Origin of the sequence: Pseudoalteromonas sp. APC 3224 (assembly GCF_030407535.1) — a bacterium.
GTDB lineage: Bacteria > Pseudomonadota > Gammaproteobacteria > Enterobacterales > Alteromonadaceae > Pseudoalteromonas.
This window is the reverse complement of sequence record NZ_JASDDF010000007.1, coordinates 60,643-83,893: the sequence shown is the minus strand read 5'-3', so window position 1 is coordinate 83,893 and position 23,251 is coordinate 60,643. Positions and strand designations below refer to the sequence as shown.

The 23,251-nt window shown below is 40.7% G+C and carries 22 protein-coding genes; 8 read left to right on the top strand and 14 right to left on the bottom strand.

Annotated elements, in window-relative coordinates; genetic code table 11:
- Nucleotides 1-88: 88 nt before the first annotated feature.
- A complete protein-coding gene (locus tag QL989_RS05295) occupies nucleotides 89-967 on the bottom strand; it encodes a LysR family transcriptional regulator (RefSeq protein WP_290168835.1) in 879 nt (292 codons plus the stop codon).
- A 108-nt stretch (nucleotides 968-1,075) separates the two neighbouring features.
- On the opposite strand from QL989_RS05295, the gene QL989_RS05290 reads away from it, so the two are divergent.
- Nucleotides 1,076-2,056: a TDT family transporter gene (locus tag QL989_RS05290; protein WP_290168833.1), complete on the top strand. Its 981-nt coding sequence runs from the start codon at nucleotides 1,076-1,078 to the stop codon at nucleotides 2,054-2,056.
- 3 nt (nucleotides 2,057-2,059) lie between these two features.
- Here the strand turns inward: QL989_RS05290 and QL989_RS05285 are convergent, their stop codons facing one another.
- On the bottom strand, nucleotides 2,060-2,242 hold the full coding sequence (locus tag QL989_RS05285; RefSeq protein ID WP_178955460.1) for a DUF2986 domain-containing protein: 183 nt from the start codon (nucleotides 2,240-2,242) through the stop codon (nucleotides 2,060-2,062).
- Between the two features lie 162 nt (nucleotides 2,243-2,404).
- Between QL989_RS05285 and QL989_RS05280 the strand changes: the two genes are divergently transcribed.
- Nucleotides 2,405-3,892 (top strand): dipeptidase, encoded by a 1,488-nt coding sequence (locus QL989_RS05280; protein WP_290168832.1) that lies wholly within the window; start codon nucleotides 2,405-2,407, stop codon nucleotides 3,890-3,892.
- Nucleotides 3,893-3,953: 61 nt separating this feature from the next.
- On the opposite strand, the gene QL989_RS05275 is transcribed toward QL989_RS05280, so the two are convergent.
- From QL989_RS05275 to QL989_RS05260, 4 genes are all read right to left on the bottom strand, one after another.
- Entirely contained in the window at nucleotides 3,954-4,715 is a 762-nt protein-coding gene (locus QL989_RS05275) for an EAL domain-containing protein (protein ID WP_138607612.1), read from the bottom strand.
- A 204-nt stretch (nucleotides 4,716-4,919) separates the two neighbouring features.
- Nucleotides 4,920-5,348 (bottom strand): OsmC family protein, encoded by a 429-nt coding sequence (locus tag QL989_RS05270; protein ID WP_138607614.1) that lies wholly within the window; start codon nucleotides 5,346-5,348, stop codon nucleotides 4,920-4,922.
- Between the two features lie 386 nt (nucleotides 5,349-5,734).
- Nucleotides 5,735-5,872 (bottom strand): DUF2256 domain-containing protein, encoded by a 138-nt coding sequence (locus QL989_RS05265; protein WP_290168826.1) that lies wholly within the window; start codon nucleotides 5,870-5,872, stop codon nucleotides 5,735-5,737.
- Between the two features lie 2 nt (nucleotides 5,873-5,874).
- Nucleotides 5,875-7,383, bottom strand: a complete 1,509-nt coding sequence (locus tag QL989_RS05260) for a deoxyribodipyrimidine photo-lyase (protein ID WP_290168824.1) — start codon at nucleotides 7,381-7,383, stop codon at nucleotides 5,875-5,877.
- A gap of 104 nt (nucleotides 7,384-7,487) precedes the next feature.
- Here QL989_RS05260 and QL989_RS05255 point away from each other — a divergent pair, with 104 nt between their 5' ends.
- Nucleotides 7,488-8,096, top strand: a complete 609-nt coding sequence (locus QL989_RS05255; protein WP_010391228.1) for a flavin reductase family protein — start codon at nucleotides 7,488-7,490, stop codon at nucleotides 8,094-8,096.
- A 41-nt stretch (nucleotides 8,097-8,137) separates the two neighbouring features.
- Here QL989_RS05255 and QL989_RS05250 read toward each other — a convergent pair whose 3' ends face one another.
- The 4 genes from QL989_RS05250 to QL989_RS05235 form a co-directional block, all read right to left on the bottom strand.
- Nucleotides 8,138-9,439 carry an MFS transporter gene (locus QL989_RS05250; RefSeq protein WP_178955470.1) on the bottom strand — a complete coding sequence of 434 codons (1,302 nt, stop codon included), beginning with the start codon at nucleotides 9,437-9,439 and terminating at the stop codon, nucleotides 8,138-8,140.
- 172 nt (nucleotides 9,440-9,611) lie between these two features.
- Complete coding sequence (gene yghU, locus QL989_RS05245; protein ID WP_290168819.1) at nucleotides 9,612-10,454, bottom strand: glutathione-dependent disulfide-bond oxidoreductase; 843 nt, start codon at nucleotides 10,452-10,454, stop codon at nucleotides 9,612-9,614.
- 17 nt (nucleotides 10,455-10,471) lie between these two features.
- Nucleotides 10,472-11,077 (bottom strand): rhomboid family intramembrane serine protease, encoded by a 606-nt coding sequence (locus QL989_RS05240; RefSeq protein WP_076918926.1) that lies wholly within the window; start codon nucleotides 11,075-11,077, stop codon nucleotides 10,472-10,474.
- A gap of 113 nt (nucleotides 11,078-11,190) precedes the next feature.
- On the bottom strand, nucleotides 11,191-11,874 hold the full coding sequence (locus QL989_RS05235) for a type 1 glutamine amidotransferase domain-containing protein (protein WP_008108786.1): 684 nt from the start codon (nucleotides 11,872-11,874) through the stop codon (nucleotides 11,191-11,193).
- Between the two features lie 153 nt (nucleotides 11,875-12,027).
- Here QL989_RS05235 and QL989_RS05230 point away from each other — a divergent pair, with 153 nt between their 5' ends.
- The gene (locus QL989_RS05230) at nucleotides 12,028-12,948 is read left to right on the top strand and encodes a LysR family transcriptional regulator (protein WP_290168816.1); all 921 of its coding nucleotides are present in this window, start codon (nucleotides 12,028-12,030) and stop codon (nucleotides 12,946-12,948) included.
- Here the strand turns inward: QL989_RS05230 and QL989_RS05225 are convergent.
- The 4 genes from QL989_RS05225 to QL989_RS05210 all read right to left on the bottom strand — a co-directional run bounded on the left by QL989_RS05225 (nucleotide 12,928) and on the right by QL989_RS05210 (nucleotide 18,224).
- Nucleotides 12,928-13,677, bottom strand: a complete 750-nt coding sequence (locus QL989_RS05225) for a dienelactone hydrolase family protein (RefSeq protein ID WP_055011695.1) — start codon at nucleotides 13,675-13,677, stop codon at nucleotides 12,928-12,930. The two genes, QL989_RS05230 and QL989_RS05225, sit on opposite strands and share 21 nt — an antisense overlap.
- Nucleotides 13,678-13,738: 61 nt before the next feature.
- Complete coding sequence (locus QL989_RS05220) at nucleotides 13,739-15,064, bottom strand: glycerophosphodiester phosphodiesterase family protein (RefSeq protein WP_290168813.1); 1,326 nt, start codon at nucleotides 15,062-15,064, stop codon at nucleotides 13,739-13,741.
- Between the two features lie 69 nt (nucleotides 15,065-15,133).
- Nucleotides 15,134-15,979: a carboxylate/amino acid/amine transporter gene (locus tag QL989_RS05215; RefSeq protein WP_178955493.1), complete on the bottom strand. Its 846-nt coding sequence runs from the start codon at nucleotides 15,977-15,979 to the stop codon at nucleotides 15,134-15,136.
- Between the two features lie 109 nt (nucleotides 15,980-16,088).
- A complete protein-coding gene (locus QL989_RS05210; RefSeq protein WP_290168811.1) occupies nucleotides 16,089-18,224 on the bottom strand; it encodes a M3 family metallopeptidase in 2,136 nt (711 codons plus the stop codon).
- A gap of 357 nt (nucleotides 18,225-18,581) precedes the next feature.
- On the opposite strand from QL989_RS05210, the gene QL989_RS05205 reads away from it, so the two are divergent.
- The 4 genes from QL989_RS05205 (at nucleotide 18,582) to QL989_RS05190 (ending at nucleotide 23,236) form a co-directional block, all read left to right on the top strand.
- Nucleotides 18,582-19,454: a mechanosensitive ion channel domain-containing protein gene (locus QL989_RS05205; protein WP_290168809.1), complete on the top strand. Its 873-nt coding sequence runs from the start codon at nucleotides 18,582-18,584 to the stop codon at nucleotides 19,452-19,454.
- Between the two features lie 348 nt (nucleotides 19,455-19,802).
- Nucleotides 19,803-22,091, top strand: coding sequence for a TonB-dependent receptor (locus tag QL989_RS05200; RefSeq protein ID WP_290168807.1), 2,289 nt, complete (start codon nucleotides 19,803-19,805; stop codon nucleotides 22,089-22,091).
- Between the two features lie 115 nt (nucleotides 22,092-22,206).
- Nucleotides 22,207-22,506, top strand: a complete 300-nt coding sequence (locus QL989_RS05195) for a hypothetical protein (protein ID WP_248473382.1) — start codon at nucleotides 22,207-22,209, stop codon at nucleotides 22,504-22,506.
- A gap of 73 nt (nucleotides 22,507-22,579) precedes the next feature.
- Nucleotides 22,580-23,236 (top strand): HAD family phosphatase, encoded by a 657-nt coding sequence (locus QL989_RS05190; protein ID WP_290168803.1) that lies wholly within the window; start codon nucleotides 22,580-22,582, stop codon nucleotides 23,234-23,236.
- The last annotated feature ends 15 nt before the right edge of the window (nucleotides 23,237-23,251 follow it).

Here is a 23,251-nt window from a genome sequence, read left to right as displayed (position 1 = left end):
CTGAATTACTTTTCCATTAAAGCGAATTTAACTAATTAAAACAACAAGCCTATTAAATCGTTACTTATTTATACTTTAAATACATACATTACTGCTTGTGACAAAAATCTATAAATTGCGTTAACAGCGGGTTTCTGTATTTGTCTTTATGCATCACTAGCCAAAACTGCCTTTGCATGGGGTGGTTTAAATTAAGCTGTGTAACACGGCCATCTTTTAGGGCATATTGCGCGGCAAGTGATGATAAACATCCTAAACCCAAGCCATTTGCTACACAGTTTATAAGCGCTTCAGTGGTATTGAGCTCTACGCTTTGCGTCCAATTTTTAATTTGTGGCGCAAGGCTATGTAAAAAGAAGGAACGCGAGCCTGAACCAGTTTCTCTTAATACCCATTGGCTACTATTTAAGTCGTTGAAGCTAAGTTGCTTTTTTGCAGTCAGTGGGTGGTTTATTGGCGCAATAATACACATGGCGTCATGGCTAAATACATTAGAGACTAAATCGCTTTGATGGGCTTGGCCCTCAATAAGTGCTATATCGAGCTCGTAATCTATAAGTTTTTGACAAATAAGCGTCGAATTGGAAATCAGTATTTGTTGCGAGTAATGCTGTTGCTGCGCTCTAAAGTTGCTTAACAAAGCAGGCAATACATGATTACCAATCGTGTCGCTGGCACCAATTTTTAAAGTTCCGCTGGCAGGGGCGTTGTCTAAAAATAAGTTATCGATAGTATTTGCCCGATTTAATAGTTCATCAGCAAGGGGCAGTAGTTTTTGCCCTTCTTGATTTAATAATAACCGATTATTTACACGATCAAATAATGGATGGCCTAACTGCTTTTCAAGTTCGCTAAGCGCCATGCTCACCGCCGCTTTAGATAGAAACAATGATTCAGACGCTGCTGTAAGGGTGCTGTGCTGGGTTATGCCGACAAATACTTTAAGTTGCTTAAGTGAAATATTCATTATGCTATGTTTAGTTTACCTGAACGTGTGTTCTATATAATTAGATTTAACTTAACAAAATGCAAGCGTAAACTTCTCTGTAAGTTACAACCACAGGGTGGAATAGAGATGTTTAAACATATAAAAACAAAAGTATCTGGTGCACCAACACCAATGGGCGGTTTGGCATTAGGTATTGCCAGCCTAGGTTGGGCTTGGGAGAGTATGGCTAACCTAAATGGCGTAGCACAATATACCGGTGCCGCTATTGCGAGCGTATTATTGCTATTGTTAACACTTAAGTTTTTATTACATCCTCAGCTGCTTAAAGCCGATTTAGCCCATCCGGTTGTGGGAAGTGTGGTGCCTACTTTTGCTATGGCTACTTTAGTGGTGTCTAATTCTTTAGGGCAGTTTTACTCCCTTGCGGGAGATTTGCTTTGGGTTGGTGCATTTTTATTGCATTTGGTATTTTTAATAAGCTTTATTGCTCATCGCGTGATTGAATTTAAAATTGAGCATATGGTGCCAAGCTGGTTTGTACCGCCGGTTGGGATCATTGTTGCCGATGTCGCGTTTTCAGGGAATCCGGCTCTGCTATTTTTAGCACAAGGGGCGCTTTATTTTGGCATGCTGATGTATGCAGTTATGTTGCCTATGATGATTTACCGGATCATTTTTGCTGCGCACATTCCTGATGCTGCACAACCTACATTGGCTATTTTAGCGGCGCCAGCAAGTTTATCGTTAGCTGGTTACTTTACAGTTATCAGCGAGCCGTCACCGGTTATTATTGGCTTGTTATTTGGAATTGCGGTACTGATGACCTTTATAATTTACGTCGCATTTTTTAAATTACTGCGCCGTCCATTTTGCCCAGGTTACGCTGCCTTTACTTTCCCTATGGTTATTGGTGCTACTGCGTTATTTAAACTCGCCGCATGGATGCATACAGTGGGAATTGATTTGCAGTTTGTTAAGCAAATACAGTATTTAGCAACGTTTGAATTGATTGTGGCAAGTGGGGTAGTTTGCTATGTGGCGGTTCGTTATTTGGCTCACTTTAAGCTTTTTAACACTCAATTTAAGCCTCTCACCCTATCGCAATAACGATTAAGCGCTTGTTTGCACTACCTCGGTAGCACCGTGCTCAATTGCTTGTTCGGCATCTTGCTCAGCAAGCTTTGCGCGCTCTGCTTTTGAAACATAGGTCGGTTTGTTGCTTTTATGCAGCTTGGCATTAGCGCGCTTATCTTTCTTTTGAAACTTAGTAACGATTTTTTTTCTGCGATTCATGATTAACCCTATAATTTTGAGCTGCGCATTATACAGGCATCTTGTTCAAAGCTGTTAGATAAATTATAAGCTTTGCTTGTGGGTCTGCCGCAAAGCGCTGTTTGTCACTTTACAAGGAGGTTATAATTAATGCTCTTTGTTGTTAATTAAATGGAATCTGTTTTGAACAAGCTAGCTTTAGCAAGTATTGCCTTATGTGCATTTAGCGCTCATGCACAATTAAATAAACACAGTGAAAGCGTGGCCGATTACGCAGTTAATAACTATCAAAATGCACAGGTGCATACGCTTACTAATTTAGTATCGTTTCCTACGGTTAATAAAAGTGAGATCAGCGCACCACAAAACCCCGACTTTATAGGCTTTAAAGCGTTATTAAAAATGAAAGCCGCTGAACTTGGCTTTGACTACCAAGATTTAGGCTATACCGTACTCATAGGCATGGGTGAGCAAAAAGAAAAAGTAACCATAGTGACTCACGGCGATGTACAACCTGCAAACGCCAGCAAATGGAAACAAAGCCCATTTATTATTGATACCTCAGAGCCGGGTAAATTAGTTGGCCGAGGTACCGAAGACGATAAAGGCGCTATAGCCACCGCTTTATATGCGATGAAAGCCATAAAAGATAAAGGCATAACCCTTGATAACCGCATTGAGCTGATGGTTTACCTAGCGGAGGAGTCTGATTGGGGGCCTTTAACCGAATTTATGAAAACCTATGAGCAACCAAAGTATGCAGTCACAATTGACGCCTCATATCCCGTGGTGGTTGCTGAAAAAGGCTGGAGCTTAATTGCGCCAACATTTGATGCAACATCACCACAAACCGATGTGTATGTAAGCAATGTAACGGGTGGTGCCTTTGCTAGCCAAATCCCTGAAGATGCCAGCTTAACTTTGCATAATGCGAGTACTGAATTAGTAGCTCAATTAAAACAAACAGCTAAGGCACTTAAGAGAGTAGAGTTTACCTTTGATGATCAAACAGATGGAACTTTAATTAGTGTTAAAGGCATGTCGGCACATTCATCTGAGCCAGAGTCAGGTGTTAACGCCATTGCTTATTTGGCTGAACTATTTAAAGCCGTTGAGCTTGAAAACAACAGCGACGGTCAGCTCATTAAGTTTGTAAACCAGTTAATTGGCCTAGATATTCACGGTAAACAATTTGGTGATATTGCGTATAAGCATGACTTTATGGGGCCAATGACGGTAGCGCCCACAGTTATTGAACGAGACGGTAATAACCTAACGTTAGCGGTTAATGCTCGTCGTCCTATGGGTAAAGAGGCTGACTTACTAGAGCAGCAAATTAATAGTGCGCTTACCCAATGGCAAGCTGATAATAAAGTAACATTAACTAATGTTAAAACCACCATTGGCACACCTATGCTGCTTGATGACGCACCTCATGCACAAAAGTTACTTGATATTTTTAAACATTTTACTGGTGATCAAGGCGCAGATTTTGTCTCTATTGGAGGTGGTACTAACGCTAAATTGTTTGATAATGCCGTATCGTTTGGCCCATCAATGCCGGGTAAACGCTATACAGGTCACTCAGAGCATGAATTTATTACGCTTGAGCAACTAGCACTTAATTTACGTATGTACACCGCAATGATGATAGAGCTGGGTAATATGTAATTAACCAATAGCAAAAACTAAAAAACCGCCTTGATGGCGGTTTTTTTATAACAACTAAATGTTATTGAAAATTAACGTCTGGTAAGCACTCAAAGCCTGGTTTGGCAAACAAGTAGCCTTGCATTAATTCAATGCCGACACTTTTTAGCCAGTGATATTCTTCAACTGTTTCAATGCCCTCAGCCAGTGCCATTACGTTTAGCTCTTTGAACATATTTAAGCAGTTACGCACAATAGTTTGGCGTTTTGTGTCTTTGTCGATATCGCGTATAAGTGCCATATCGAGTTTAATAATATCTGTTTGAAAGTCAGCTAGTAAGTTTAATCCAGAGTAGCCTGAGCCAAAATCATCGGTAGCTGTTTTAAAGCCTAATTCTTGGTAGTAGCTTACAACCCGCTCAACGTGGCTGCTGTCTTCTATTTTTTCAACTTCAGTAAATTCAAACATAATATTAGTTGTAGGGAAGTTGTACTTTTTAGCCGCTTCTAGGGTTGTACGAATACAGCGCTCAGGCTTATAAATAGCGTTGGGTAAAAAGTTAATGCTTAGCATGGTGTTTATGCCTAGCTTAGAGGCAAGTGCAATGGCTTTAATTCTACATAGTTGGTCAAAGGTATAGCGATTGTCGTCGTTTACTTGGGAAATAATAGAGAAAGCCGACTCGTTGTTTAAACCACGAACCAATGCTTCATAGCCATAAGTAGTGTTGCTCTGACAATTTACAATAGGCTGAAATGCCATAGTAAAGTCAAAATCTAGTTCGCTAGAATCAGCGCAGTTGCTACAAGATACTTTTTCGCAACTTTGTGATTTTTCGTTCATGCATCCACCTTTGTATTTAACCCACACTTAAAGGTGGTTAAGTTTCTTATAATCCTAACAAAGTATTGAGATTTTACATAATTATATTAGTAAACATTAATATAACTCATAATAAAGTTTTTATTTAATTCATGAAAAATTAGCAGTAAGGTTATGCTAAAACATAATCTTACTGCTACGCAAAAGTATAACTGGTTTACAAAATTAGTTAAGTGTTGCCGTTAGCTTTATGCTGGTATTGAGTAGTTTTGAAATGGGGCAGCCTTTTTTGGTGTCTTCACACAGGGCTTGAAATTGCTCATTGGAAATATCAGTAATTTTTGCATTAACTACCAATTCGATTTCACTCACCGCAAAGCCATCGTCTACTTCATCTAAGCTTACTGTCGCTTTGGTGCTTATATCGTCAGCAGTAAAACCCGCATCTCCTAACGCTAGCGATAACGCCATGCTAAAGCAAGCACTGTGGGCTGCACCAACTAGCTCCTCCGGGTTAGAGCCGGGCTTATCTTCAAAGCGAGTATTAAACCCATACGGCTGGTTATCGAGAGCACCACTTTGAGTTGATATAGTGCCTTTACCACTTTTAATATCGCCAGACCAATTTGAGCTTGCCGTTTTTTTAATTGTCATCATGTTCTCCTTGTTGCGATTTGGGTCTGTTTACCTTTCAAGGTTAAATTTGCAGCAGTCTGTTTGGTATTTAGGCAAGGCAGAGCCTATATGGTGTGGTTATTCCCCATAAATAGGCGATAACGCTGCATTAATGCCAAACAGAAGCTGCCCGAAGGTTCTGCCTAGGGGCAATTAACTCTTTGTTGCTCGGTTTTTACTTAGCCCACTAGGTTACAAACCTCGCGCCGCGATTAAATTGCCCCTAGTTAGAACAAATATTAATCCGCAAAGGTCAACAGACCCTAATGTAAATTTTTCAGCATTGATATCAGTTGTATGTAAAATAATCCGATAATTGCTTAAAAATGTACGTAGTAACATGGAAGTTGCAAGATAAACGCCAATCACTCTTTATTTCGTTTACACCGCTCTGAGCAATAAATAACGTTATTCCAGTCTCGTTGCCATTTTTTACGCCACGCAAACGGTTTATTACACACAGGGCATATTTTTTCAGGTAGGGTTAGTTTTTTATGTGCCATAGTTATTTGCCTGACTGCTTTTTGGATTTACGTACCGAGGGAGTGATGGCTACATGTTTTTTTAGTATGGCATGAATAGCACGTTTAACATCGCTACGCTCTCGGTATTGCCACAATCGCTCGCGTGCCTCTTTAGATGCTCGAGTTAAATCAAGCATCGGCTCTGGGTAATCTTCACCAAGTTTAAAGTCGTTAAATAGCGCTTCCATAGGCGTTTGCTGCCAGGGTTGATGTAAATATTCAATGGGGAGCTTTTCAAGTTCGGGGCACCATTTTTTTATAAATGCGCCGGTTGGGTCTTGATCTTCAGATTGTTTAATGGGGTTGTAATGGCGAATAGTATTAATGCCAGTAACCGATGCCTGCATTTGTATTTGCGGATAATGAATACCTGGCTCAAAGTCTAAAAAGTAATTAGCCAGCGGAAAACTTGCCTGTTGCCAGCTGATATTTAAATGATGGGTTACAAAGCTCACCAGCATAGCGCGCATTCTAAAGTTAATATAACCGGTGGCTTTTAAACAGCGCATGCAGGCATCAATAATAGGAATACCGGTTTGCCCCTGTGCCCAGCGTTCAATATCGCTAGTAACCTTAGCGTCATCACGATACGGAAATGCATGGTAACCCGGATTTAAGGCTTTAAATTCCATGCTGCATTCACTTTCAAACTTTTGCATAAAATGGCAATGCCAATGCAGGCGAGAGATAAACGCTGCAAGCGGACGCTTCCAGCCTTTTTTATCGGGATGGGTTGAATGGTATGCGTCTATCGCCATTTGATACACCTGCCTAAGACTAATATTGCCCCAAGCTAAATAGGGCGAAAGCCTAGAGCAATGCGTGCGGCTCAAGCTCGGGCTAGAGATCCCTTTTTGATAGCCTTTACCGCGCTCGGCAAAAAAACTCTGCATAACATCGCGTGCAAGTCGCGGCCCTCCGAGTTGAAAGTTGTCATCGTCAGCTGTGTAACTGTCTGGTAATTCTGGCGATTGGTAGTGTGTGAGTGTCACTGTTTTAATGTGTTTCCAATCTGGGATGGCAATTGGCGCTTGCATTGTTTGTTGCCAGCATTCATTCCAATTATTGCGATTTTTTTTACCCCGAATGACAGCCCCCGTTGGTGACTCTAACCAGTTAATCTGATTATGTTGGCACCATGCTTTAATCGCTTTATCGCGCTCAAATGTATTATTTAAGCCGATTTCTTGGTGACTAAAGAGATTAATTATTTCAAACTGGGTGAGTAGCTCTTCAAGCAACGACTGCATATTTTGTTTAAATATGTACACGCAGCTATTAAAGCGATCAAGTTGTTGGTTTAAATCACATAGTGACTGATACACAAAGCGCCAATGTCGCTCGTTATAATGAGCATCTTCGAGTAACAGCGGCTCAAAGTTGTACAGCAATAATGTTGGAAGCCCATTGCTAAACGCATGCTTAAGCGGTTGATGATCGCTTAAGCGTAAATCGCGTTTAAACCAGACAATGTTTATTTTTTGGCGCATGAAATTAAACTATTTGCTAACGGTGTAGTATTAATGAAGATCCAATCTATGAGTACGTATTGCCTAGTACTAGGGTTTAGTTTTTAACTTAAAAGTGAGAAATAATGTTTTTAGATTTAATTCAAAACAACAACCGCTCTGTTTATAGCTACTTAGTTGGCGGTATTAGTCCACGACCGATTGCATGGATAAGCACCCTAAGTAATGAGGGGGTAAGCAATATTGCACCTTACTCTTTTTTTACCGTAGCAAGTTGTCAGCCTGCAGTGCTAAGTGTTACTCAAGTTAACCCCAGCGATAAAGCCAATAAAGATACACTGACAAATTTACTAGCCACCAAAGAATGTGTGGTTAATATTGTTAGTCATGCCTTAGTAGAGCAAATGAACCAAAGCTGCGCTAATTACCCTAATAATGTCAGTGAGTTTGATGAGGCCAGCATAGAGAGAGTCCCAAGCCAGTTAGTTAATCCGCCGAGTGTTGCAGCTTCAAAAGTACGCTATGAATGTAAGCTTCGAGAAGTGATCACTATTTCAGATGAACCAAGCGGTGGCAAAATGATGCTCTTAGATGTAGTGGGAATTTTTATAGATGACGCCACGTTGGTAAATGGCTACATAGATCCGACACGTTTAGATGCAGTAGGTAAAATGGGCGGCGATTACTTTAGCACCACCAAAGATAAGTTTGTATTAAAACGCCCACAACTTTAAAGGTGAGCGCTTTAATTACATTAGGTTAAACAGTACGCTATTTACTCTGTTTTTGGTAAAAACAGTGCACTCATTGCACCCAAAAACCCTAATCCGCTGTAAAGCAAAATAAGCTCTGCGGTTGATAAAAACGATTCTAATAAGCCTATGCTGCCCAACATCAGTAATAAAACCCCAATAACGGTATTACTAACCGACACATAATCGGTGCGTTTGTTACCCTCTGCCATATCGACGAGGTACGTTTTTCGCCCTAAGCGTACTCCTTGGTGCGCAACTGAGAGTAAAAAGTACAAAATAGGCATAGCCCACCAATTTAGTAGCAACTCGTTATACCAAGTTGCAATAACAAATACAGCCAGCCCATTAATGGTAACCAAAGTGGCACTGAGTACTAGCACTCGCTGGCTAGATAAGTCGCTTAAGCGTCCCCAAATCGGCGCTGAGACTAAGCTTGCAAAGCCGGAAACGGCAATAAAGGTGGCAAGTAAAGAAAATTCAAACGACTGTTTACTGGCTAAAATAATATAAAATGGAGCGCTCAATGCTGAACAAAGCAGTAGGGCACGTGTAATAACAAAATGCGCAAATTGCTTATCTTGGTACAAAATTTTTAACTTTGAAAACGCATGCAATAGACCATTATTTGCCCCTTCGGTAGCGCCACTATATTCGTTAATTTGTGCGTAAAAAAACGCGGCAATCAGCCACATCAAGGCACCCAGTAGTAAAGCGATGATCACAATATCTTGATCTTTTTGCTGTGAAAAAAACCACATCATGAGACCAAACGTTAATGTAGCAAAACCGGCAATACTTGCAGCAAGCCCGCTAATATTACCGCGTTGCTGTTTAGGAATAACTTTGCCCAGCACATCTTTTGCAGCGACAGAGTTAAACCCTCTAGCAAGGCTAAATAAAATTAATAAGCCAATAATGGCGTAGCCTGCTTGTGCGCCTTTGAGGGTAAACGCCACCGCAACCATGGCTAAAATGCATCCTGCTTGCATCACTGCACCTATTACCCATACCCATTTACGAACGGGGAGTTTGCGAATAACGTTAGCAATAGCAAGTTGGGGCAGCAATGAACCCGATTCTCTGATTGGTACTAACCAAGTAATAAAACTCGCTGGTACATTTAAGCTTTGCATTAACCATGGCAGCGTTATTTTGGGGTTGAGTAGCGCATCAGCAAACTTACTAAACAGCTGGCTAATGAGTAAAATAATAAAATTACCGGGTACTTCCTGACAGGCATTGTCGTCGATGGCTTTGCAAGCTCGGGCGTCTTCTTCATTGTTTAAACGTTTATAGATTTGTTCTTTTGTTAGTTTTTTCACAATTAATAACTACGCTATCAGTGTAAATATTTAGATATATTAAGATGGTATGCTTAACTTTTCTACTTTTAGGGTTAAAAAGTCATGTTACCTGCTAAGAATGAAGGAGCCCCTAATAAACACAAAAAAATCAGCTAAGCGCTGATTTTTTTATTTTTACTAAACTGGAGCTTTATTCAAAATCACGAGCACTGTGGCGCTCTGCGAGTTGTTCATCTTCTGCTCCCCAAGTACGGTTAACGCGACGGCCTCGTTTTACGCCTGGACGCGCTGCTATTTGCTTAGCCCAACGGACCACATGGGTATAAGATGCAACATCTAAAAACTCGGCGGCGTCGTATAAGTCGCCTAATACCAGTGAGCCATACCAAGGCCATATGGCAATGTCGGCAATGGAATATTCACTGCCTGCCATGTATTCGTTGTCACTTAAATGGCGGTTTAGCACATCTAACTGACGTTTAGTTTCCATGGTGAAGCGGTCAATCGGGTATTGCATTTTGGTTGGTGCATAACTGTAAAAATGCCCAAAACCACCGCCTAAATAAGGCGCCGATCCCATTTGCCAAAACAGCCAGTTACGACATTGTGTTTTAGCTTGAAAGTCATTAGGAATAAGCGCATCAAACTTCTCGCCAAGGTATTGTAAAATAGCGCCAGATTCAAACACAGGAGTCGGTGGCGTTGTAGAATGATCCATCAACGCAGGTATTTTTGAGTTTGGGTTTATATCAACAAAATCAGAGCCAAACTGATCGCCTTCACCAATATTAATTAAATAAGCGTCGTACTCAGCCTCAGTAATACCAATCTCTAACAGCTCTTCAAACATAATACTGACTTTTTGCCCGTTGGGGGTCGCTAATGAGTAAAGCTGAAATGGATGTTTGCCAATAGGCAATGTTTTATCGTGGGTTGCCCCTGCAATTGGGCGGTTAATGTTTGCAAATTTACCGCCACTTTCATTGTCCCATGTCCATACTTTTGCTGGGGTGTAGTCGTTGTTATCACTCATAAATAGCCTCTAATCGTTTAAACGTGCGTATTTGCTTTGCCCGTTGTTGCTTTTAATTTATCTGCTTTTGCTAATTTATACCCTAAAAAGAATCCACTCAATGCGCCGAACAGATGGCTTTCAAACGAGATATGCAACCGCTGTGGAAACACACCCCAAATAAAGCCACTGTATAAAAAGGCCACCACCACGGCTATAAAAATAGATTTAAAAGAACGTCTTACAATGCCATAGCATAAAATAAAGCCCCATAATCCATAAATAACGCCACTTAAGCCGACATGAATATTACCACGGGCAAACATCCATACCAGTAATCCACCAACTAATGCGGTGAATAAAAATACGCTATAAAAACGCTTTACACTGTATTGGCAAATTAACCAGCTTAAAACAATAAAGGGCAGCATATTACTCGCAAAATGCCACCAGCTACCGTGTAAAAAGGGAGCGCAAAGAATACCAATCAGCCCTTGAATGCTGCGTGGGTAAATACCTAAACCATTTAAACTAATGCCTGGCAGGCTATTAATTAGTTGCAACACAAAACAAATAGTCACAATGCTTATAATGGCAAAACGGGTGCTGCTAAGTAACGACAAGGTGGATGGTTTATTTTGCATACGGTGCCCTTATTTATATTAAGAGTGGCCAGTATAGGAATAGTGGTGAGTAATGAAAAGCAAATTAAAAAGCACAGCGATTAAACTGTGCTTTTTATGCTGACTAATTGTAATTAACCAAGCTTGGTAAGTAATTTTTTAGCTGCTAGCTCAGAGCTTGCAGGGTTTTGACCGGTGATCACTAAACCGTCTTCAAGCGCAAGCACGCCCCAGTCGTCGGTTTTTTGATAGTCACCACCTTTTTTGATCAGCTCGTCTTCGACTAAAAATGGAACTACATCTGTTAATTGTACAGCGGCTTCTTCAGTGTTACTAAAGCCGGTAACTTTTTTACCCGCAACCAATGCATTGCCATCAGCATCTTTTGTATTTAAAAATGCGGCGCTCGCATGACACACTGCTGCTACTGGCTTTTGTAATTTTACAAAATCTTCGATGAGCGAGATTGAATCTGTGTTATCTACTAAATCCCATAATGGGCCATGGCCGCCTGGATAAAATACCGCATCAAAATCTGAAGCATTCAGTTCACTTAGTACTTTTGTGTTTGCCATTAATGCTTGCGCTGCACTGTCGTTGTCGTATCGCTTGGTTGCATCAGTCTGGAAGTCGGCTAGTGTACTGGTTGGGTCGATTGGTGGTTGACCACCGTTTGGTGAAGCTAGAGTGATTTCTGCGCCAGCATCTACAAATGCATAATAAGGGGCGGCGAATTCTTCTACCCAAAAACCTGTTTTTTCACCGGTATTGCCTAAATCAGCGTGTGAAGTAAGTACCATTAGTATTTTCTTAGCCATTATTTTTTCCTTCTGATGATTTAAAATTGTAATCTTTGCTTAGCAATTACTATATGCACTAACCCAACCTTAAACAACGATGATAAATTTAACTTTATTGATTTAATAATTGATACAATTAGGGGTTGAAGTTAAAACCGCACTGGAGCGTCCATGAAAGTCTCGTTTGAACAATTAAAAAGTATGGTGGTGTTTGCACAAATAGTTGAGCAGGGCAGTTTAACTGCAGCGGCAAAGCAACTAGGGTTAACACGGGCGGTAGCCAGTTATCATTTAAAAAAGCTAGAAACGCAACTTGAAGTAACCTTGCTTAATCGCTCAACACGAACTATGGCGCTAACTGAAGCTGGTATGGCTTACTATGAGCGCTGCCGAGTTATTACCGAACAGGCTAATGCTGCCAATCAACAAATAGAAAATATAAAAAGTGAGCCTCAAGGGTTATTAAAAATTAGTTGCCCGGTTAATGTGGGGATGCAATTAATAGTGTCTGCAATTAATACCTTTAAGCGCCAATACCCCAAAATTGATATAGATTTACAGTTAACCGATGATGTGGTGGATATTATTAAACACGGATTTGATTTTGCTATTAGGGGGGTTGCGCTGCGCGATTCAAACCTACAGGCAACGAAATTAACCACTATGAGTACCTGTATCTGTGGCGCGCCAAATTATTTTGCACATTATGGTAAGCCCACTACGCCCGATGAATTAGCACAGCACCAATGGGTGGTTTATCAGTTAGGGAGTAAAATCTTGACCTTGCAAAAAGATGGTAAAAAAGTCGACATTACCATGCAAGGATCGCTCAGTACCAATAATGCCGCTGCACGGACTGCATTTGTAGAGGCAGGACTTGGCATAGGGCGTATACCGCTATACGATGCATGGCCAAAAGTACAAGCGGGTTTACTGCAAATTATAATGGACGACTACAAAAGCAAAGACATTGAGTTGTATGGAGTTTTCCCGCCAGGAGCGACGGGATCTAAAAAGTTACGCTTGTTTATTGATTATTTAAAAGCGTACTTTGTAAAACAGCATACTGCATTAGGTATGCGTAAGGGCTAGCGCTCGGTTAAATAAGGCAACAGCCTGTTGATACATAGCTATGGCGAGAGCTGCATCGTATCGCTCGCCTTCATCACGCATAAAGGCATGTTGCGCGTTAACTTCTTGCCATTGGTAATTTATGCCAGTGCGAACAGCTTGCTGGTATATTTTGTCTCGGCCATCTTGTGGAACATGAGGGTCTTGTTTACCCCATATAAAATGAATTTCACCGAGTATGTCGGCCATGCGTTCAAATGAGTTATTACCGGGTTGTGCGGGCAGTGTATTACTGTGTATATCGGTGGCGTATAAACAAAACGCGGCTTTTATAAGTGGGTTTAAAGCGGCTCTGTAAGCTAAATGTCCACCAATACATACACCCATAGCTCCCACGTTTCCTGAACAATAACTTTGGCGTTTTACAAACTCGATAAGGCTTTGTGTGTCGCTATCATGATGCTCTAAAGGTTTAGCCCATTTATCGTTATTACCTTTATCTTTACCTTCGTCATCATAAGCCAGCACAGTTCCGATAGGGTTAAGCTCATGAAACACTTCTGGCACAAGTACCACAAAACCATGACTGGCTAAAATAGCTGCACTGCGGGCAATAGGTGCCGTTTGCTGGAAAATTTCAGAATAAAAAATAATGGCAGGGTATTGCCCCGATGTTTGTGGGCGGTAAATGGTGGTTCGCATTAAGCCTGTAGGCGTTGGTAAGTCAGCGTTATGGTGTTGAATGATCATAAAAGCGCTCAGCAAAATAAACATAATAGCTGAGCGCGGTAAAATAAACACGCCCTAAAGTTTAAATACTTGCAGGCATTTTATTGCAACTGGCGTAATAGCTAACCGTAGCTGGCCAATCAGAAAATATACCGATTACACGAACCTCTTTTGCAAGCACATCAACCACGGCCATCATGTCACCATCGTTATCTATAACATCACTAATTGACTGGTAATAGTATCCGCCTCCATTATTCAGCGGCCCTGAACGTTCAAGACTCCATGCAATAATATTAAGCCCTGCGGCTTTAGCATCAATAGCGTACTGTGATGGCACGATATTACTTTCATTATCTATGGTTAATAGCATCCAAATGGGTGGAGCAATAATTTTAACACCGTCATTAAAAAGCGAAGCCATACTAGGTTGCCATGTGTCGGGGTTGTTAGGATCAAACCCTGCATCGCTGTCTCGGCCATCTAAATACACACTTTGCGCTGCAAATTCAGGGTTAGTATTAATCCAATATTGTACGTCAGCTAAATTAAATGATTGCGGAAAAACATTCGAAGCGGGTACCTCCATTTGCGTGTATTCATCTAGCATTTTTTGTGCGTATTGCGTTTGGGTCATACCGTTAAAGGGCATACTCACTTGAGGTGATTTAAGCTCTGGGGTCATTTTTACTCCGAGCTGTTTAAATAGTGCAATACTTTGTTTGTGGGTCATGAGTGTACCTGAGGTGGCGTATAAGTCAGTGCGCCAACTTGGTGTACCTTTCATGTAATCGCTAACATTAGTGGCGCTGGTGTTTGCGCCATCCATTTTACCCTCAAGGGTTAAAAACTCTGCCAAGCTAATATCACTGGTACAACATTTAGCTGAAGCAGGCGTGCCACTGTTAGAGTTTGCTGGAGTAAATGGCTCACTGCATTTAGCCGCAAGTTCTGGAATAGATAAAATGTTAGTGGTGGTGTGCAAGTCGCACTGAGAATGGCGGCATACTAGCTCTTTATCATTGGTAAAGGTGACATCGCATTCGACAATACCGGCGCCCATACGAGCAGCCGCTATGTAAGACTCTTGTGTGTGCTCTGGGTATTGCATGGGGGCACCACGGTGACCAATTGAAAAATCAGTACGATAAAAAGGGCCTTCTTTACACGATTCTAATTGTGTTTTTAGTGCGCTGTCAGCCATATCGTCAATTAAGTAGTCGGGGCGAGTACCTAGTTGCGTATTGGTGCCTTGTGCCACTTCAACAATAACCGGGGTAGGTACTTCAACAATTTCAACGTCAGTGTTGGTAACAACCACTTCTTTTTCGACTATTTTTACATCGTCATCACAGCCAGCGAGTGAGCTTAATAATAAAAAAGTTGTTAGAAAAGGTATGCGCTTCATTATTTGTCCTTAAAAATAAAAGTGGACGCTACCTTACTAATTATTAATGACAATTTCACTACAGAGTGATTAATTTGCTGATTTAACCATTATTTGGTTTACCACCAAGGCAAACAGCATCACTCCCGCGCCAATAGTTAATCTAAGTAGGTCTGCGTCTCTATTCCAAATAAGTACATTAACAATAATACCGGCAGGAATAAGCAAGTTGTTCATCACCGCCAGCGCGCCAACATTAACAAGCGTCGCGCCTTTATTCCACATAAAGTAGCCTAAACCGGAGGCCACAATGCCTAAATAAATCAGTATGCCCCATTGAGTTGAGGTACTTGGTAATTTGTTAAGATCACCAAATAAGGCGTAACAGGCGCTTGCAACAATTAGTGCGCCAATAAAAAACCAACCAAATACGGTTTTATCATCGAGTTGTTTATTAAGCATTAATCGTTTGTAGGTTACTTGGCCGATAGCAAAACTAATATTAGCGCCTTGAACCAGTAGTAATCCGACTAAAAAGTTACTGTCTAAGTTTTCATAACGAATGGTAATAGCTCCTAACACGGCAATAAACGCGACGATAAAAAACTGCGGATTAAACTGTTTATTTAGCGCATCGTTTAAAAGCGTAATGTAAAGCGGGGTCATTACAGTAAATAACAGCACTTCTGGCACACTTAAAAACAAAAATGAGTGGTAATAAAAGCCATACATAACCCCCAGTTGCAGTGCGCCTATCAGCATGAGTTTAAACGCAAGTGGGGTAGGGATTTTCTTTAAAAAAGGCAAAAATACTAACGCTGCCAAAGCCACACGAATTAGCACACTAAACCACGCATCAACTTGGCCTGCTAAATACACACCAATTAAACTAAACGAAAACGCCCAAAGAAGGGTAACTGCAAATAAATAGCCCATAACACTCATCTTGTCTTAAGTAATGGTGTCAGTTTATCTGTTATATATTGTTCTATAAACAATAAAAGCCCGCAAGCGGGCTTTTATATCAGTTGATTAAAAATATTAATTAATCAACTAAACCACGGCGCTTAAGCAATGCATCAGTCGTTGGTTTTTGGCCTCTGAACTCAATGTAGCTTTGCATTAAGTCACGGCTGTTACCTTTTGATAGGATCTCTTTACGGAACTTATCGCCATTTTCGCGCGTTAAGCCACCATTGTTTTCCATATGAGCAAAGGCATCAGCGGCAAATACTTCAGTCCATAGGTAAGCGTAGTAACCTGCTGAGTAACCACCTGCAAACGTATGGCTAAAGTAGTTTGATTTGTAACGAGGTGGTACAGGGTAGTAATCAATACCGTGTGCCTTTAGTGCTTCGCTTTCAAACTGTTGTACATCAGTTACTTTTTTATCAGAACCAAATGAGTGCCATTCCATATCCAGTAATGCTGCAGCTAAATATTCAGTGGTACCAAAACCTTGGTTGAACTTTTGCGACTCAAGTACTTTATCAAGTAGTGCTTGAGGAATTGGCTCACCTGTTTTGTAATGCTTAGCGTAGTTAGCTAATACACTTGGCTCAATCATCCAGTCTTCATGTGCTTGTGATGGAAATTCAACAAAATCACGCGCTGTAGCAGTACCTGCTAGGCTTGGGTATTTAACGTCAGAGAATAAACCGTGTGCTGCATGACCAAACTCATGGAACATAGTCGACACTTCGTCAAACGTCATTAGCGTTGGCTCGCCTGCTGCTGGCTTTGGAATATTTTGTGCGTTATAAATAACCGGTTTTGTGCCTTTTAAGCCGCTTTGGCTTACGTATGCACTCATCCATGCACCGCCACGCTTACCTTCACGTGCATATGGGTCCATGTAAAATAAGCCTATTGCGCTGCCATCAGCATTAAATACTTCAAACGCCATGACGTCTTCGTGATAAAGCGGTAGGTCTTTACGCTCTTTGAATGTAATGCCGTAAAGTTTTTCCATTGCAAAGAATAAACCGTTATGAATAACCGATTGCATTTCAAAGTAAGGCTTAACTAAGGCTGGATCTAGGTCGTATTTTTCAGCACGAACTTTTTCTGCATAGAAAGACCAATCCCATGGTTTTAGTTCAAAACTTTCACCAGAATCGTTAATTACTTTTTGAATCGCTTTTGCTTCTGCTTGCGCTTTTTCAACTGCTTTTGGCGCGAGGTCATCTAAAATACCGTACACGTTATCAGTGGTTTGCGCCATGCGTGAAGTCATTACATACGAAGCCCAATCTTTAAAGCCTAACAGTTCTGCTTTTTGTGCACGTAAGTTAGTTTCTTTAATAATAATAGGACCGTTGGTTTTAGCTGCACGGTTGGTTGATGCTTTAAAAATTTGCTCACGCAGTTCACGATTTTCAAGGCTAGATAAAATAGGCTGTTGTGTGGTGTTCACTAAGGTGATCATGTAGCCGTCTTTGCCTGCTTTTTTAGCAGCAGCTGCAAGGCCTGCAATTTCACCTTCAGATAAACCAGCTAGTTTGCTTTTATCTGTTACTAAAATAACGTCTTCTTTAAACGATTTTAATACGTTTTGAGAAAACTCCGTTGATAGTTTTGCAAGCTCAGCGTTAATTTCACGCATTTTTGCTTTTTCAGCATCATTTAGTTTAGCACCGGCTTTAACAAATTGTTTGTAGTAAAAATCAACAAGACGTTGATCTTCAGCGCTTAACTTATCTTTGTTGTCGTATACTGTTTGTACACGTTCGAACAATGCACCATTTAGATAAATGTCATCAGAGTGTGCTGAGAACACAGGCGCCATTTTTTTATCAATGCGCTGGTACTCATCGTTAGAAATAAGACCTGATAAGTTGTAGAAAGCAGCTGATGCGCGGTTTAATAGCTCACCTGCAAGTTCCATTTCTACCAAGGTATTTTCAAAAGTAGCTGGTTCTGGATTATTAGCAATTGCCATAATTTCTGCATTATGCTGAGCAATACCAGCATCAAATGCGGCTTCGTATTCAGTGGTACCAAACTTATCAAACTCAGGAGCCATGTATTGCAATGGGCTTGGTTTAAATAATACATTGCTTGCATTGATATCTTGCACTTGTGCTGTGCTTTGTTGTTTTGTTTCTTGGGTGCTTTCAGAAGAACAGGCAGATAATAAAAGTGCACTAGCAATCGTAGTGGCGATCAGTGTTTTACGCATAGTAACTCCATAAAAAATAGTAGCCGAAATAGGCTTTTCGAGTCGAAAACCCAGTTAACTTACCAAATTTTGAGGTATATACAACAAAGTTTATCGGTTTAAAGCGGGATTTAAACGCAAATTAGATTACAAAAGCTCGATATGTAGATAAAAACAGCAGTAAAAATCAACAATAACGGGTATACAACCTTAGTAAGCAACGACTAAGTACTAAACACAGATAACCAGTAGTGGGGCTGCGTATGCTTAATTGGGAGATAGTGTAAATATAGATTTAAGCTAACCGCATGCTAAACTTGGGGTATTATTAGCGCATAAAAATAATCGTTTGTGTGCGACCTTATACATGGAAAATAAATGAACTTAGAACAAATTAATCACATTCTCGCCTTCGCATTGTTTAGCTACAACGACATTCACATTACCGTGGCAAAAGTAATTCAAGTGCCGCTAATTTTGTTTACTATGTGGGTTGTGGTGACTCAGATTGGCAAGTTAATTAAAAAGTCATTACTTGCACGAAAAATGAGCCCAGATGCAGTGCATTTATTCACGCGTTTTTATTTCATTTTAAGTATTGCGATTTTACTTTTTACCTCCCTTGAGGTGCTCAACATTCCACTAACCGCATTTGCCTTTGTATCAGGTGCCATTGCCATCGGTGTGGGGTTCGGTGCACAAAATATTATTAATAACTTTATTAGTGGCTGGATATTAATGTGGGAGCGGCCAATCCGTATTGGCGACTTTTTAGAGGTTGGCACTGCAAAAGGGGTGGTTGAAACCATTAATACTCGCTCTACTCGTATTCGCAGGAACGACGGTGTTCATATGCTAATACCCAATAGCCAGTTATTAGAAAACACAGTTACCAACTGGACGCTTATTGACGGTAATGCGCGCTCATCTGTGAGCGTAGGCGTAGCTTATGGCTCTGATGTGTTATTAGTTAAAAAGTTAATTCAGCAAGTATTAGATAAGCATGAGGCAATATTGGCAACGCCTCAATCAACCGTATTGTTTGATGATTTTGCAGATAGCTCGTTAGTTTTTAATGCTATTTTTTGGGTCTGCGCTGAATCAGAAACTCGATTAAGACAAGTCCGCAGTGATATTCGTTTTAGGATTTATGAAGTGTTTGAACAACACGATGTGGTGATTGCATTTCCGCAGCGAGATCTTCATATTGATGGTGAAATTGTTCTTAAACGCTCATTAGTGAAAAAGTAGTATTTAAAAAAGTGTCGCGTTATTCCGCTATATTTTTTAACAATTCAACGTAAGGACATATGTCCGCTTTTTGGTTTTTTAGTTGCTAAAAGTACACTAAATGTCGGGATAGTGCGGTTAAGTGTTAAAAATAAGTTTAATTTTTAGTGTTCAGTATGCAGTAAATAAATTACACCATGATATAATCTTGCGCATTCAGTCAGCCTTATTTATGCCGTTTTTGTACTCTCGGTAATAAGGTCCGCGCCGCATAGAGCAAGTCGCGAAAAATTGACTGAATCCGTAATTATTTAATTGCGCAACACATCAACCGTTGAACAAGAGTGCACTAAAAAGGTTAACCCCGACATGAAAGCAATGAAAAGATCTACGTTAGCAACCCTTATCAATGCAACGTTGTTCTCTGCCGTAGCAGGTACGTCAATTTCAGCCGTAGCTGCTGAGCAAGAAACTACTGCTAAGAAGAACCAACTAGAAGTTATTCAAGTTACTGCTCGTAAACGAGTAGAAAACGCTCAAGAAGTGCCTGTTGCTGTTTCAGCCTTGCAAGGCGATAGCTTAGATGCTTACAGCTCAGCTGGTATGGATATTCGTTTTATGAATGCGAAAATCCCAAGTTTATCTATTGAATCTTCATTTGGCCGTTCATTCCCACGCTTTTATGTACGTGGCCTTGGTAACACTGATTTCGATTTGAATGCTTCGCAACCAGTGTCGCTTGTGGTTGATGAAATTGTACAAGAAAACGCAATCTTAAAAGGTTTCCCTGTATTTGACGTAGCACGTGTTGAAGTGCTTCGTGGTCCTCAAGGTACATTATTTGGTCGTAATACACCGGCTGGTCTAGTTAAATTTGATACCGTAAAACCAAGTCAAGAATTTGAAGGCTATGGCTCTGTATCTTACGGTAGTCGTGGTGCTGTTGACTTTGAAGGCGCTGTTGGTGGTTCATTAACAGATCGTTTATCAACACGTGTCTCAGTACTTTGGCAAGATAAAGACGATTACATTGATAATCGTGCACCAGGTTTTGAGCAAAAAGATGCCTTAGGTGGTTACACTGAACAAGCAGCCCGTATTCAGTTTTTATATGAAGGTGACGATTTCACTGGATTATTTAATTACCATGTTCGTGATTTAGATGGCTCTCCAATTGCCTTTCGTGCTAACACTATCAAACCTGGTACTAACGATTTAGTTGATGGTTTTGAAAATGACGTGGTGTATCACGATGCCGCATCTCGTGCGACGCAGCAAGTGGAATCGCAAGGTGCAAGCCTTAAGCTTGAGTGGGACTTAGCTAACCATACAGTAACGTCAATCTCTGGTTGGGAAAGTGCAGAAATTTACTCTCGTGCTGACATCGATGGTGGCTACGGTGGGTTCTCCATCAATGATGTTCCAGTTGCAATGGGCCCTGGTTTTATTCCTTTCTCTTCAGAAAGTGCTGATGGTATTCCAGACCAAGACCAATACACGCAAGAACTTCGCTTATCAAGCAACTTTACTGGTGACGTAAATTACCAAGTGGGTGTTTTTTACTTCGACGAAGCATTAACAATTGAAAACTTTAGCTATGATACAGCCAATAATGGCGTATTAAACGGTTTTGTTAGTCAGCAGCAAGACACTAAAGCATGGGCTGTATTCGGCTCAGTTGATTACACTATTACTGATGATTTAAAAGTAACCGCGGGTCTTCGTTATTCAGATGATGAGAAAGAATTCTCAGCTAACCGCACGCTTAGCCCAATTGGTGGTGCAGCGACTTATATCGAAAAAAATGTTAGCGATGATCACGTAAGCTGGGATTTATCAGCTAACTACAAAATCAACGATGACGTAAACTGGTATGGCCGTATTGCTAACAGTTTCCGCGCACCAAGTCTTCAAGGTCGTATCTTATTTGGTGATGAAGTAACCGTTGCTGATTCAGAAACTGTTACCTCGTTTGAAACAGGTATTAAATCTGATGTGTTAGATGGCCAAGGCCGTGTAAATGCAACAGTATTTTATTACACTATGGATGACCAGCAGCTAACGGCAGTGGGTGGTGGTGCTAACTTTAACCGTCTATTAAATGCTGATAAAACAACCGGCTATGGTTTCGAAATTGATTCTGAGTGGGTGTTAACTGACGAATTAAATGCAACCTTCAACTTAAGCTACAACAAAACTGAGCTTAAAGATAAAGATTTAGCCGTTGCAGTGTGTGCACAGTGTACTGTTACTGATCCTACGTTCCAAGTACCAGGTGCATTTGGTCCTGAAGATCGTGCTATTTTAGATGGCAATAGCTTACCGCATGCACCAGAGTGGATCTCTAACATCACACTTCGTTACACTAAAGAACTCGCTGAAGGTGATTTCTTTGCTTACGCTGATGTGTCGTACCGCAGTGAGATTGACTTTTTCTTATATGAATCAGTTGAGTTTGAGGGTAAGCCACTGACAGAAGTAGGTTTACGTGCTGGCTATGCATGGGCGCAAGGCGATTACGAATATGAAGTATCAGCATTTGTGCGTAACATGTTTGACGAGCAGCAGACGATTGGTGGTGTTGATTTCAACAACAATACAGCCATGGTTAATGAAGAGCGTTACATTGGCGCTGAGTTTAAAGTTAACTTTTTCTAATCGAAAAGTTTAACGTTAAATTGTAATTATTGATAAAAGCCTGCCTAGTGCAGGCTTTTTTATTTTGGTAGAGCTGCTACAGTAGCGCTCATATGTTTATTAAAGAGAAAAAGTAATGGCTGGATTTTGGAATTACCGTGTAATTTTTTGTGAAGCAACCAAAGATGAAGCTGCGCAATATCAAATACACGAAGTGGAATATAACCTAAATGGTAAAGTAACTAACTGGTCAGAAACTGGTGCAGCACCATTTGGAACCACATTAGATGCGTTAAAAGATGATGCTGAGCGCTTAAAAACCGCCTTCGAAAAGCCGATACTTAAAGTAATGCGCAAAGCCCGAGGTTATGAGTTAGTTGATGTAGATACCGGCGAAGACGCTTATGCTGAGCCGCCAGCAGGTTTGGCTGAGTAACACAAATTATTAAAAGGTGCCTAGGCACCTTTTTTATTACCTAAAGTTTAGGTTAAATAACCAGGAGAAAAGAATGTCAATTGAAGCGGTATTATTTGATATGGATGGCACTTTGGTTGACTCGGAAAGTGTGCACTATAACTGCTGGAGCCAATTACTTGCGCCTTTTGGTGTGTGTTATAAAGAAGATGATTTTTGTAGGCGCTTTTCGGGACGTCCCACTATTGACGCTGCAAAGGAAATAAAACAAGTTCATAACTTGTCTGTAAGTAGCCGCTATTTAGCGGATGAAAAATATCGCTTATTTAGTGAGTACGTTAAAATCAATTTACCGCCTTTAATGCCTTATGCTGAAAATGTTCTGTTAGCGGTTAAAGAGCAAGGTTTAAAAATGGCGTTAGTAACAGGCAGCGCAAGGCATGAAGCTGAGCCAATACTAAAAGGATTAGAGTTTTATAATTTATTCGATACCGTTGTTACTAAAGATGATGTAATTAATCCAAAGCCTGCCGGTGATCCCTACTTATTAGCACTTAAAAATATGCAGGTTGCTGCACAAAATGCGATTGCCGTTGAAGATACTTTCACCGGTGTAACCGCAGCGAATAATGCTGCTTTAGCTGTGATAGCTATCGCTAATAAACATACACAGGAGCACGACTTTAGTAAAGCAACACAGCAAATGCAAAGCTTTGAAGAATTTTGGCACTGGTTTCAATCTCAACTATAGTTTAAGCCATATTTA